We start from the raw sequence: 12654 nt of genomic DNA, 5'->3' as shown, positions 1-12654 counted from the left end.
ACGCGAGCGGCAGCGGCGAGAGAAGCCAAAGTTTAGGTAGCGGACTCCGACACCATGCCGCATGGAAGAACATCCGCTCTCGGACGAGTCGGGCACGTGGGAGACGGTGGTCGCAGAGTGCGAGTCGCTCGCCGACGACTATCGGGAGCGAGACTGGACCGTCGTCGTCGCCCTCCCGGGGGACGTGGTTCCGGTCCCCGCCGCGGGCGACGAAGTGGTCGAACACGTCGGGCTCGACGTGGTCGTCGGCGACGACGTGTACCCCGACCTGGAAGCCGCCGTCGAGGGCGCGACGTTCGACGAGTACGAGGCGTTCCGCGCGGTCTCCGGCGGCCTCGTCTACCTCGCGCTCGTCGTCCGCGCCACCGACGACGAAGTCGCCGTCTGTCTCCCCCTGTACTACCGGCTCGCGGAGTCTGAACGCATGTTCTCGCTCCTCGACGCCGGCGAGACGATGCACACGAAGGTCCACCCGCTCGACCCCGACAAGGGCGTCGAGTTCGTCCACGAGGACCCCGACCCGCTGCTCCCGCCGGACTGGGACGCCGACCTCTCGGACGAGTTCGCGTAGTCGTCGGCTCGCTGAACCGAGTTCCGAACGCGGTTAGCCGCCCCCGCATAGACACCGCTTATACTGGAGGTCCGGTTTCTTTCGGATAGCGACGCGAGGCGCTATCCGATGGAACTCGCAGAGGTGGACTCGGCTGTCCTGTTCGGTTTGATTACGATGGTGACGTGGGGGATTTGGATCGTCGTGGGCAACGCCGCCTCCGAGTCCATGGACCCGCGGACCGCCGCCGCCATCTCGTATCTCGTCGCGGCGCTGCTCGCGTTCGGCTTCATCGTCGTGTCGGACGCGTCGCTCGTCGTCACCGCGAGAGGGGGACTGCTCGCCGGGGTGGCCGGGCTGTGTACCGGCGTCGGCCTCATCTCGATGTACATCGGCTTCACTCACGGGTCGACGACCGTCGTCTCGACGCTCGGTGCCATGTACTTCGTCGTCGCGGCCGTCATCGGCGTCGTCGTTCTCGGAGAGAGCCTCACCGTAACGAAACTCACGGGCATCGCGTTCGCCGTTCTCGGTATCGTCTTGGTCACCCGTTGAGTCGCGCCTCGGCCCGTGGCCCTGCGGCCCCGCGTCTATTCCTCGCGCTCGTCGTCGGTCTCCTCGTCGTCAATCCCCTCGTTGTCCGCCGCCTCGCTCACCGAAATCTCCGTCTCGCGGTCCCGCCCCGACTCCCGCTGTAACTCCTCGGCCCGGAGTTCGGCGCGGGTGTAGGCGTCGTACACCGCGTAGAGCCACACCGCGGGCGCGAGGAGGAAGCCGATGAGGACCATCACCGAGGCGGTGGCGACGATGAAGCCGACCGCGAAGACGAGGCCGCGTTCGAGTTCGCGGTTGTACAGCTGTCCGAGGCCGGGGAAAACCGCAGACAACACCGCCGCGACGAAGGGATTGCCGCCCTCGAACAGGTCGTCGAGCGCCGAGTCGACCGACGACTTCGGCGGATCGCGCTGCCGGACCCCGCACTCGGGGCAGATTTCGGCGCGCGCGTCGATGACCGCGCCGCAGTCGCGGCAGAACGCCTCGTCCGGGCCGCGTTCGCGAGTCGGGTCGTCCGTGGAGGGCGGTGTCATACCGGCTATCTGTCGGCCGCGAACGTCAGTCCTGCGGCGGTCAAGCGTCGGGGCGACTCGCGACCGCAGCCGAGGGGGGAGTCCCCTCGGGGACCCCGCTCACAGGCAGAACAGAAACGGCTTCATCAGCGCGACGCGGTCGCCGTCTTCGAGTCGCGTGTCGAAGCCGTCGAGGTTCTCGTTGAACACGCCGTTGACGAGCACGCGGGCGTAGGGTTGCGTCTGCTCGCCTTCGGGGTTCTTCCGCCACGTCCCCGGCGGCCGGTCCACCCGCGCCCACCCCCGCGTCGTCGCGTCCGCCTCGCGCTCGGCGATGACGAGGTCGCGCACGTCGTACGCCGCGAAGAACGCCTCAAGGAACGCCCGGAGCGTCTCGCCCTCGAAGGTGAACTCCGTCCGGTGGGTGCCCGCGGCCGACCTGACGTGGCCGGTCAGTTTGACCTCGACGGTCGTCTCCACTCGCTCGGCTGTCGCCGCCGTCTCCGCCCGCTCGGCTGTCGGTATCTTCATGCGTCCTCATACGCGCCGGGAGAGAATGAGCGAGCCCCCGAACACGTTCGACCGCGAAACGAACACCCGGGGAGAACTGTTGCCTGCCGCACATCTAATTCGTCGGCGGGACGATTCAAAGGCGCAATGCGAATCGTTCCAACTCGCCTGTACGGTGCGGTCGTGCATAGCTCAGTGTTCCTCGGTGCGTCCACCATCGCCGAGGTGTTCGTCGCGTCCGCGCTCGCCGGTATCGGGCCGAACGTCGCCCTCGCCGTCGGCTTTCTCATCACCGTCGGTATCTACAACTTCGACAAACTAGCGGACCTCGACGCCGACGAAGAGAACTACGCGGAGCGGACCGCGTTCGTCGCCGCCCACCCGCGGCTGTACGCCGGCTTCTCGGCGCTCGCAGTCGTCGGCGCGCTCTGGCTCGCCGTCCGGCACGGCGGCGTCTACGGGCTCGGGCTGACGCTGTTTCCGGGCGTCGTCGCGGTGTTTTACAGCGCCCCGGTCGTCCCGCTTCCGTCCGTCGACCGGCTCAAGGATATCTTCCTCGTCAACACGGCGTCGGTGTCGCTCGCGTGGGCGGTCCTCGTCGGCTTCGCCCCGCTCGCGGTCGCCGCGACCGCGCCCGAGTACGCCGCGGGCGCGGCCGTCGCGGCGGTCTGGTTCTTCCTCCGCTCGGCCATCTCGGTCGAGGTCCACAACGTCCGAGACGTGGCGGGCGACGCGCAAAACGGCGTCGAGACCCTGCCAACGGTCATCGGCGTCCGCCGGACGCAACTGACCCTCTACGCGCTGGAACTGGTCTCGGTCGGGCTCGTGTGGGCCGCGGCGCGGGTCGGTGTGGTCCCCGCGTGGGCCCCGTTCGCGCTCTTGCCCGCCGTCGCCTACTCGACGTGGATTACGTACGCGCTCACCGAAACGGACCGGTCGGTCGAGCGGCTCTGTACGCTCCGCGACGCGGAGGGTGTGCTGATGGCCGTCGGCGTCGCGGTCGTCGCCGCGGCCGTCGGAACCGGCGGTACGCTCGCGTAACGCGTCGGTCGGAGACGGGACGCTCGAAACCGGCGCGGAGTCGGACCCGGACCGGGACAGCCGGACCCGGTTCTTGAATACTCTTTTGACATATGGTGTATAATTACCGTGGTAGTGACTCCGAACATCGAGTGGAGGGCCGTCGAACAGTTGGTGTTCGGAGGTGCGGTCGGTCCCCAACTACTCACGCAGCCGGTCTCCCTCGTGGTCATCATCATCGGGCTGATGGTCACGTCCGGCGTCGTAAGCGGCTACGTCGCCCTGTTTGCGTGGCAACGGCGGTCGATGCCCGGAGCTATCGGGCTGGGCGTGCTCGCCCTCGCCAGCGGGTGGTGGTCGTCGGGCTACCTCCTCGAACTCGTCGTCGCGGACGTGACACTCAAGCTCACGCTCGCTGACCTCCAGTGGGTCGGCGTGCTCGTGGCACCCATCGCCTGGTTCTTCTTCGCGTTCTCCTACGCCGGCCGGGACCGATTCACCGCTCGACCGTCGCTTTGCGTCCTCTCGGTGCTCCCGGTAATCGGCCTCGTCGCCGTCTGGACCAACTCCATCCACCACCTGATGTGGACGTCGGTCACCGTCGTTCCCGCCGTCGGCCGGGCCATCACCATCCTCCAGATGGAGTGGGGACCGCTGTACTGGATCGTACTGGGATACAGCTATCTGCTGTGGCTCGCTGGCGCGGTCGTCATCCTCCGAACGGCGCTCGATATGCCGGACATCTACCGGTTGCAGGCGACCACGCTCGTCCTCGGGACGCTGATGCCCGTGCTCGGGAACTTCGCCACGACGCTCCTCGAACTGTACGGCGCGGCAATCGACATGACGCCCGCGGCGTTCACGTTTGCGGGGCTCGCCTGCACCGTCGCTATCAGTCGCTACGAGCTCCTCGAATCCCGACCGGTCCCCCGCTGGGTCGCCCGCGAGCGCGTCGTCGAGACGATGGCCGACGCGGTGGTCGTCACCGATACCAAGTGGCGCGTCACCGACGTGAACCGGGCGGCCGCGCGGGTTCTGAACGACACCGCGGACGAGCTCAAAGGCCGCCCCGTCGGCGACGTTATCGATGAGTTCTCACCCGACCAGCGGGACACGGACCAAGTCACGGTCAGACTCGGGTCGAGCCAGCGGTACTTCGAACTCCGGACGAGCGCCTTCTGCGACCACCACGGCCGCGACATCGGCCACGCGCTCGTCTTCCGCGACGTGACCGACCGCCGGCTGAACCTCCAACAGCTCGAAGTGATGAACCGCGTCCTCCGCCACAATCTTCGGACCGAAGCGAACCTCCTCGAAGGCTACGCCAACCTCGTCTTGGACGACATCGATGGCGGCGAGTTCGACGACGCGCGGGACCACGCAAAGACGCTCCAAGACCACGCGAAAACGCTCGTCAACATCAGCCAGAAAGCGCGAAAGCTCGGTGCGACCCGCGGGAACGACGGGAACGGCGACGTTCAACTGCATCCCGCGGCCGTCCAGATACGCGCTGCCGCGGACGCCGTCCGCACCGACTTCACCTGTGCGAACGTCCGGCTCGTCGAACTCCCCGACCGCGACGTGGTCTGTGCGCCCACGCTCGAACCGATCGTCCGCGAGCTCGTCGAAAACGGTGTCCAACACAACGGGTCGTCGACGCCGGTCGTCTCCGTGACGGCGGGCTGGGAGGACGACGAACTCGTGATTCGAATCGAGGACAACGGCCCCGGCATCAACGCGAGCGAACTCGCCGCCATCGACGCCCACGGCGAGACGCAACTTCGACACGCGAGCGGCCTCGGCCTCTGGCTGGTGAAGTGGGGCGTTGACCAGCTCGGCGGGACGGTCGTGTTCCATCGCCGCGAGGAGGGCGGGACCGAAGTGGTGCTTCGCATCCAGGCGGTTCGAAGCGAGTGACCCGAGTCCGAGAGCACCCGGACACCACTCGACCGAGATTCCAATTTTGATAACCACACCCGCGAAGAAAAGTCAATTAATCAACTAGTATCGCGGGATTCGAAACGCCGAAATCGACTGAGAGCGCCGGAAACCGCCGATATATTCGATTCCAGAAAACTTCATCTCTGTGCCACGACGCAGTAAATTCTTAAATACGAATACTCAGCAAAGCACGGTATATGCCTACCCAAGGCGATAACGCCGGGTCGGAGTCGCCCACCCCGACTCTCGAATTCGGTGCATCCCCGACTTCCGGGGCGGCAGGTGCAGTCCCAGCACCCGTCCCCCCGGACGACCCTCGCGCGTGGTACGCGCCGACCGTCCGTTCGCAGTACGAAGTCGCCCCCGATACCGTCGTCACCATCAGCAACGCGGACCACGGCTTCGACTACGCGGTGCGAGAAGCGACGCTCGGCGCGCGCGAGACCGACGCGCTGGAGACCGTCCGCGACCACTTTTCGACGGTCGTCCGCCGGCGACCGCTCACCCGCGAGGGCGCGGTCAGCCGCGCAGAGACCGGACTCTCACCGAAATATCGCCGTATCTTCGACCGGCTGCTCGACCTGACGCCGACCGCTCGGAGACGCGTCGAGCGCCACGCGCTGTCCGAACTTCGGCTCCTCGGAGCGGTCACGCCGCTGGCGCTCGACGATAGAATCGAAGTCGTCGACGCCGGCCGCGGCGACGGCTCCGAGCGACTCGTCGTCCACACCGAGGACTTCGCACCGGCGACGACGACGTTCGACTCCGACGTGCCGTTCGCCGACCGCATCGCCGCCGAGCGAATCGACCACTACACCGTCCCCTTCGCCGGCTACGACGTGGACGTGGTAATCTACCGCGACCGACTCCTCGGCGACGACCGCTTCGCCACGAAGTACGCCGTCCTCGAACCGGACCTGGTGCCCGGCGACGCCGAACTCATCGAGGAGTGCAAAGAGCGAATCTGGGAGGCGAACGTCAACGACGTGGTCGCCGACCGCATCGAGTTCGTCCGCGACCGGGCCCGCGAGTTCCTCTCGCGGCGGCTCACCGCCCGCAACACCCGAGCGTGGGTCGACGCCACGAGCTTCCGGGTCCGCGCCGCGCTCTCGGAGTACGGCCTCGCGCTCCCGCCGGTCGACCGTCGGTTCGCCGAGGACCGTCTCGACGACCTCGTCTACTACGTCCTCCGCGACTACGTCGGCGAGGGCGTCCTCACCGTTCCCATCCGTGACCCCCACCTCGAAGACGTGGAAGCGAACCGCGTCGGCGAACGAATCAAAGTCATTCCGCGGGCGGACGTGACCGGCCACGGCGGCCTGCGGGTGCCGACGAACCTCGTCTTCGAAGACGAGACCGAGTTCACGAACGTCGTGACCCAACTCGCCGCCGCCGACGGCGTGGAGCTGAACGCCTCGAACCCGAGCGCGAAGGTGAACCTCCGACCCGGCGCGGTCGGCGGCGACCCCGCGTCGGCCGACACCGACGAGACGATTCGCTGCGCCGTCGCCCTCCCCGTCATCTCCGAGGGCGGCCCGCACGTCTCGATTCGCAAGCAGACCGGCGACGTGCTCACGCCGGTCGACCTCGTCGAAAGCGGGTCGGTCTCGACCGAACTCGTCACGCTGCTGTGGCTCTGTTACGAACACCACCGCGTCGTCCTCTTTTCCGGCGCGACCGGCGTCGGCAAAACCACGCTGATGAACGCGCACATGCCGTTCGTCCCCTACGACCACCGGCCCATCAGCATCGACGAGGGCTCCCGGGAGGTCCATCTCCCCCACGAGACGGGCGTTTCGTTGACGACCCGCGACCACGAGTCCGAGTTCAAGCGCGTCACGATGGCCGACCTGATGACGGAGGCGAACTACCTCAACCCCGACGTGGAGGTCATCGCCGAAATCAACACGCCCGAGTCGTTCGCCACCTTCGCCGAGACGCTCAACACCGGCCACGGCGTCATCGGCACGACCCACGCCGCCGACATCGAGACGCTCGTCAACCGCGTCATCGAACAGGGGCTCCCGCCGTACCTCCTCCGCGAACTCGACCTCGTCGTCTTCCCGCACAAAGTCGACGGCGAGCGGTACGTCTCCGAAGTCGTCGAACTCGTCCCTGAGTCCGAGTACGACGAAACGTGGGGTCGACGCGGCGTCATCGAGAAGGACGGGCGCACGCTCCACTGGAACACGGTCGGCCGCCGGACCCCGGACGGCTCGTTCGACCTCTCGTACGAACACCCGCAGCTGGGCGACGACCACCGGCGCGTCGGCGTCCGACTGTTCCACCGCATCGCCGAGGCCACCGACCGCAACGTGGAGGCCGTCGAGCGCGAGTTCCACCGAAAACACCGCTACGTGGAGTACCTCGTCCGCGAGCAGATAACCGACGTGGACCGGCTGTTCGGCTTCCTCTCGGACCTCCGGACCGACGAGGCCGCGACGGTCGAGCGCGTCCGCCGACGGATGGCCGAGCGGGATTCGGCCGACGGAGACAGCGCCGCCCGAGGCGGGGCGGACGACCACACCCACCACCGCGACCGCGACGACGAGGCCGACCCGTGACCGAGTTCGACGCCGGAGCCGACGAGCGACGGGTCGGCCGCGTCCGCTCGCTTTCGGTCCTCGACAGGGCGCTGTACGCGCTGTTCGCCCGCCACGTCGACGCCGGGCGACACGACCGGGACCGCCGCCGCTACCGCGGCACCGACATGCGGATGAGCTTCGACCTCTATCTCGCCCGCGCCTACGGCCTCGCGTGGGCGACCGGTCTGTTCGTCGCGTTCCCGACGGCGCTCGTCGCGCTCGCGGTTCCGGATTCGACGGTCGACGCCGTACTCGACGTTCTTCGGGCGGCGCTCCCGCTTTTCGAACACGTCCCGATACCCGTGGTTCCGCGGCTTCCGGTGGTCGGGGCGTTCGCACTCGCGGTCGCGGTCGCGACGCGGCGTGTCGTCCTCGCCGTCGCCGGGCAGTACCTCGGCTGGCTGGCGACCGCGCGGCGAGAGAACATCGAGCGAACGCTGCCCGGCGCGGTCCGCTACCTGCACGTCCTCTCGTCGGGGAGCGACGGCCCCCGCGGGATGCTCCGCCGCGTCGCTGAAACCGACGCTTACGGCGAGACGGCAATCGCCTTCCGGAGCGTTCTCAACACCGCCTCGCTGACCGGTAACGTGAACGAGGGCCTGCGGCGCGTCGCCCGCGACACGCCCTCCGAGGGGATGCTCGCGCCGTTTCTCCTGAAGTTCCGCGAACACGCCGGACAGGGCAGCGACGCGCTCCGGAACTACCTGCGGATGGAGAGCCGGATGCTCGGCCACCGACAGGACCGCGCCCGCGAGCGCGCCGAGGGCTTCCTCGAACTGCTCGCCGAACTGTTCATCGTCCTGCTCGTCCTCCCCTCGTTGCTCGTCATCGTCCTCACGGTGATGAGCGTCATCGCGCCCGGCCTCTCCGCGCCGGTTGCCACGCCGCTGGGCCAGACGACCACGCACGGCGTCGTCGTCTATTCGAGCGCCGCGTTCATCATCGGCGTCGGGCTGGGCGCGAGCGTGCTCGTCGCCGGACTTCGACCCCCGGACCAGTCCGTCGAGTACGACCGGCCGGCCGGCGCGTTCCGCGTCGTCGACTCGGCGCTGTCGAATCCGGCCAGCGCGGCCGTCGTCTTCGTCTTCTCGGGGCTCGTCGTGGCCGGCGTCGCCGCGTTCGTCGGTGCCGACGCCGTGGGTGTCGCACTCGCCGGCTACGTCGCCTACGCGGCCCCGGTCGGACTCGTCGGCGTCCGTCGCGCCCGTCTGGACGACGCGAAGGACCGCGAACTGAAGGATTTCGTCCACGCCGTCTCCGGCCACGTCAACCTCGGTCGACCCTTCGGTGAGGCGGTCGAGCGCGTCGGCCGCGACGTGGACCTCGGCCCGCTCGATGCGGACGTGGCCGACCTCGCGCTCAACCTCCGCTTTACCGCGCCGAGCTCCGGCACCGACGTGAACCTCCGGACGGCCGCGTTGTCGCGGTTCGTCGACCGCGTCGGGACGCCCATGGCCGAACAGACCATCGGCCTCGTCGTCGGCGCGCTCGACGGCGGCAGCGATACCGGGACCGTCTTCGACACGCTCCAGACCGAAATCGGCCGCCTCTACCACGAAAAGCGCGCGCTCCGCTCGGGGCTGCTCGTCTACGTCGCGGTCGGCTGGACGACCGCGCTCCTCGTCGTCGGCATCACCGTCGCCGTCAACGTCCACGTCTTCGACGGCTTCGCCCAGCTTTCGACGCTCTCGACCGGCAGGTCGTTCGCCATCAACGCCGGCGCGGTCGACCTCGAACGCGACCGCTACCGGATGTACGTCGTCACGCAGGCGACGATGCTCGCCTCCGGCTGGTTCGCCGGCACGGCGAGCCGCGGTCGGTACGAGGCGTTGCTTCACTCCGCCGCGCTCGTCGTCGCGTGCTACCTCGTCTACGCCGGGGTGGGCCTGATATGAGCGCCACCCGCGGCCAGGCGAACGTCGTCGGCGTCGCGCTCCTGCTCGGCGTCGGCGTCGTCGCCATCGGCCTCCTGACCGCCAGCGTCGGCGGGCTCGTGGACGCCCAGATAGCGAGTGCGGACGCTGACGCCGCCGCGGACGGCTTCTCGTCGTTCCGAGACGGCGTCGTCGCCGCCGCGAACGACAGCTACCCGGTTCGCGTCACCGACGGCGACCTCTCGCGGGTGAACAGGACGGTCCGAATCATCTCGGAGACGAGGCCGACCAGGACCTACGACGCCGACGGGTACGTCGCCGACCTCGGCGGCCATCGGGTCGCGTTCGTCGGCGGCGCGGTCGTCCGCGGCACCGGCGATTCCGCCGCGCTCGTCACGCCCGTTCCGGTGGCGTTCGCGGGCGACGCGGCGTTTCTCACGGTTCCCGTCCTGACCGCCGATGCCACCGACGGCGGTGGGCTCGGGTCGGGCGCGGCGCTCCGAACGCAGACGACACGAACCGTGACCGACCTCCCGGCAGACGGGTACGCCGTCGCCGTCGAGACGGCGACCCCCGACGCGTGGGAGCGAGCGTTCGAGCGCCGCAGTTTCAACACGACTCGAACCGACTTCGACGGCGACGGCACCGAGAGCGTCGTCGCCACCGTCCCCGACGAGCGGACGCTCACGGTCGCCCGATACGACGTTTCGGTGGTGATTGACCGTGGCTGACGCGTCCGAGCCGTCGTCGGTCGCCCCCGACGACTCCGGACCGGTGACGCCCGCGACCGGCGGTCGAGCCGCCGAGCGCGCCGTGGTCCCCGTCGTCGGCAAGGCGCTCGAAGCCGCAATCGTCGTGCTGTTCGTCGGACTCTTGACGACGGTGCTGTTCGGCGGCGTCGTCCCCGACCACCGCGCCGCGGTCGGTCACGAACTCGCCGACCGAACGCTCGCGGCGGCGACGGAGCAGGTCGAGACGACCGCCGTCGTCCCCGAGTCGGCGGTCCGCGGGTCCAGACGAGTCGACGCGGAGCTCCCGCGAGCGATTCGCGGGAGTTCCTACCGAATCGCGTACGTCCCGAACGCCACGCTCGCGACCGACCCGAACGTGACCGCGCCGGCGCTCGTCCTCGACCATCCGAACGACGCGTTCGACCGGCGACTCCCGGTGACGCTCCCCGACTCCGTGAGCGTCTCGGGCGCGTGGGACAGCGGCAACGACTGCGTGGTGCGCGTCGTGGTCGATGACGACGACGGGACGACGCTCGAACTCGCGAACGGGAGGGCGGATGCGTAGTCACGGCGCGGCGCGCGCACAGACGACGCTCGCCGGACTCGCAGTGGCGCTCGTGCTCGTGACCGCGGTCACGGTCGGGGCCGTCGCCGCCGCCGACCGAGTCCTCGCGGACGCGGCCGGCGAGTCGCTCGAACAGCACCGCGCCGAGAGCGCCGCGGACGCGCTCCTCACGGAATCCCCGATTACGTGGTCCGACAACGGAAGCGACGCCGTCGACCTCACGCTCGCGAACGAGACGAACGCGACCGTGCTCGCCGCCGCCGTCCCGCCGCTCCGCGGCGCCGCGTTCCGCGTCCGAGTCGACGGGCGGACCGTCGCCGAGCGGGGTGACCCGTCGAGCGGCTACACGGTCAGCCGCGGCGCGGTCGGCGTCGACCGGCGGACCGTCCGCAGGTCGATTAACCTCTCGGCGGAGCCCAACACGACGCTCACCGGGCGGACGAACCGCATTCGACTCGACGTGAATCCCGCGCCGAACACGACGGTGCAGACGATTTGGGTCGACGACAGGGTCGCACTCCACCAACCGGCCGGAATCGAGGGGCAACACGTCGTCGGGGTATCGTCCCGCCCCGACCACGAGGTCCGCGTCGAAACCACCGGCGACGAGCCGTCCGGGAGCGTCGACGTGTCGGCGACGGCGTTCGACGCGACGGTCGTTCGAATCGAGGTGACCGTGGATGCGTGACCGATGCGGAGAGCGCTCGCGGCGGTTGCGTCGGCACTGCGCGGCCGCCGACAGCACCCGAACGGACGACCGCGGACAGCTCTCGCTGACGGTCGTCGAAGCGGCCGTCGCGACGCTGTTCGTCCTCGCCGTTGCGGCGGGGTTCGCGCTCGCGCCGTCCGCGCCGACCGCCGAGTCGGACGCGCTGGCGCGGCAGGCGACGGACGCCGCGTCGCTGGTGGGGTCGGTCCCCGCCGAGGGCCCGGGAACGCTTCTCGGCGTGGCCTGTGGGTCGCCGGCGGAGTTCGACGACCGAGCGGCGCGGCTTCACGAGGTCGCCGCGGCGGGGCTCCCGAACGGCGCGTTCGTCTCGCTCCGAACCGAAGTCGGGTCGGTCGGGAGACCGCCGCCGGAGACCGCGCGGGTGAGAACCGCGACCGCCGTGGTCCCGCGTTGTACCGCGACGCTGGAGGTGTGGTACCCGTGAGCCGATTCAGCCGCGGTTCGAGCGACGCCGCCGCCTCGGGCGACGACCGTGGCCAGTTGGTGCTCGTCTCCGGAGCCGTCGTCGTCGTCGCGCTACTCACGCTCCTCGTCGTCCACGCGCAACTCGGGTTCGCCGGGGTAACCGAAACGGCCGAGGCACCGCCGCTGGACGATATCGTCGAGACGACCGAAGACGCAGTCGAACTGGCGACCGCGGGCGTCGCGGGTCGATACGACTGGGCGGAGCGAGACGCCGCAGTCGCGGACTTTCGGTCGCGGCTCAACCCCGCGCTGACGAACGTCGAACGCGCGCGTCCCGGCGGCGTAGCGTTGACGACGAACGACTCGGCGGCTTCCGGGTGGGCGCTCAGGAACTGCCCCGACGGTCCGTCTCGGGAGTTCGGACCCTGCGTCGCCGACGACGGCGTCGTGGTCCAAGAGCGCGCGGGCGAGACGACTGTCGTCGCCGTCCTCGTGGACGTTCGCATCGCCACGCCGCGGTCGCGGACGGACCTGACGGTCGCCGCGCGCCCGAACTGAACCCCATCGGCTCGGGTCGTCGCGCACCCCGATGGAGACCGGTCTATCGGGGCCGTACGTTGACGGTCAATAGTCCGTCTAATTCTAAAAAGTATATAGAAATAGACTGTTCAAAAGG

The 12654-nt window shown here is 69.1% G+C and carries 13 protein-coding genes; 11 read left to right on the top strand and 2 right to left on the bottom strand.

Annotation, left to right across the window (positions count from 1 at the left end; genetic code table 11):
• Nucleotides 1–61: 61 nt before the first annotated feature.
• Both ACSR87_RS10745 and ACSR87_RS10740 read left to right on the top strand, forming a co-directional pair.
• On the top strand, nucleotides 62–571 hold the full coding sequence (locus tag ACSR87_RS10745; RefSeq protein WP_008577387.1) for a DUF7529 family protein: 510 nt from the start codon (nucleotides 62–64) through the stop codon (nucleotides 569–571).
• A gap of 108 nt (nucleotides 572–679) precedes the next feature.
• Nucleotides 680–1105 carry an EamA family transporter gene (locus ACSR87_RS10740; RefSeq protein ID WP_498530457.1) on the top strand — a complete coding sequence of 142 codons (426 nt, stop codon included), beginning with the start codon at nucleotides 680–682 and terminating at the stop codon, nucleotides 1103–1105.
• A 35-nt stretch (nucleotides 1106–1140) separates the two neighbouring features.
• On the opposite strand, the gene ACSR87_RS10735 is transcribed toward ACSR87_RS10740, so the two are convergent.
• Nucleotides 1141–1638, bottom strand: a complete 498-nt coding sequence (locus ACSR87_RS10735; protein ID WP_498530456.1) for a zinc ribbon domain-containing protein — start codon at nucleotides 1636–1638, stop codon at nucleotides 1141–1143.
• A gap of 99 nt (nucleotides 1639–1737) precedes the next feature.
• On the bottom strand, nucleotides 1738–2148 hold the full coding sequence (locus tag ACSR87_RS10730) for a MoaD/ThiS family protein (protein WP_008577381.1): 411 nt from the start codon (nucleotides 2146–2148) through the stop codon (nucleotides 1738–1740).
• Between the two features lie 126 nt (nucleotides 2149–2274).
• Between ACSR87_RS10730 and ACSR87_RS10725 the strand changes: the two genes are divergently transcribed.
• From ACSR87_RS10725 to ACSR87_RS10685, 9 genes are all read left to right on the top strand, one after another.
• On the top strand, nucleotides 2275–3168 hold the full coding sequence (locus tag ACSR87_RS10725) for a UbiA family prenyltransferase (protein WP_405309447.1): 894 nt from the start codon (nucleotides 2275–2277) through the stop codon (nucleotides 3166–3168).
• A gap of 114 nt (nucleotides 3169–3282) precedes the next feature.
• Nucleotides 3283–5064, top strand: a complete 1782-nt coding sequence (locus ACSR87_RS10720; protein ID WP_498530455.1) for a sensor histidine kinase — start codon at nucleotides 3283–3285, stop codon at nucleotides 5062–5064.
• A 221-nt stretch (nucleotides 5065–5285) separates the two neighbouring features.
• Nucleotides 5286–7652, top strand: coding sequence for a type II/IV secretion system ATPase subunit (locus tag ACSR87_RS10715; protein ID WP_498530454.1), 2367 nt, complete (start codon nucleotides 5286–5288; stop codon nucleotides 7650–7652).
• Nucleotides 7649–9568 (top strand): type II secretion system F family protein, encoded by a 1920-nt coding sequence (locus ACSR87_RS10710; protein ID WP_498530453.1) that lies wholly within the window; start codon nucleotides 7649–7651, stop codon nucleotides 9566–9568. Before ACSR87_RS10715 ends, ACSR87_RS10710 begins: the two co-directional genes overlap by 4 nt.
• On the top strand, nucleotides 9565–10278 hold the full coding sequence (locus ACSR87_RS10705; RefSeq protein WP_008577372.1) for a DUF7289 family protein: 714 nt from the start codon (nucleotides 9565–9567) through the stop codon (nucleotides 10276–10278). Before ACSR87_RS10710 ends, ACSR87_RS10705 begins: the two co-directional genes overlap by 4 nt.
• Nucleotides 10271–10843, top strand: coding sequence for a DUF7266 family protein (locus tag ACSR87_RS10700; RefSeq protein ID WP_498530452.1), 573 nt, complete (start codon nucleotides 10271–10273; stop codon nucleotides 10841–10843). Before ACSR87_RS10705 ends, ACSR87_RS10700 begins: the two co-directional genes overlap by 8 nt.
• Nucleotides 10836–11531, top strand: coding sequence for a DUF7263 family protein (locus ACSR87_RS10695; protein WP_498530451.1), 696 nt, complete (start codon nucleotides 10836–10838; stop codon nucleotides 11529–11531). The genes ACSR87_RS10700 and ACSR87_RS10695 overlap by 8 nt, the downstream gene beginning before the upstream one ends.
• On the top strand, nucleotides 11524–11997 hold the full coding sequence (locus tag ACSR87_RS10690; protein WP_498530450.1) for a DUF7262 family protein: 474 nt from the start codon (nucleotides 11524–11526) through the stop codon (nucleotides 11995–11997). The genes ACSR87_RS10695 and ACSR87_RS10690 overlap by 8 nt, the downstream gene beginning before the upstream one ends.
• Nucleotides 11994–12536 carry a DUF7261 family protein gene (locus ACSR87_RS10685; RefSeq protein ID WP_008577365.1) on the top strand — a complete coding sequence of 181 codons (543 nt, stop codon included), beginning with the start codon at nucleotides 11994–11996 and terminating at the stop codon, nucleotides 12534–12536. The genes ACSR87_RS10690 and ACSR87_RS10685 overlap by 4 nt, the downstream gene beginning before the upstream one ends.
• Nucleotides 12537–12654: the final 118 nt, after the last annotated feature.

This window comes from Haloferax sp. SDI50 (genome assembly GCF_059802635.1).
The sequence above is the reverse complement of the archived record's forward strand: the minus strand, read 5'-3'. Positions and strand labels throughout refer to the sequence as shown.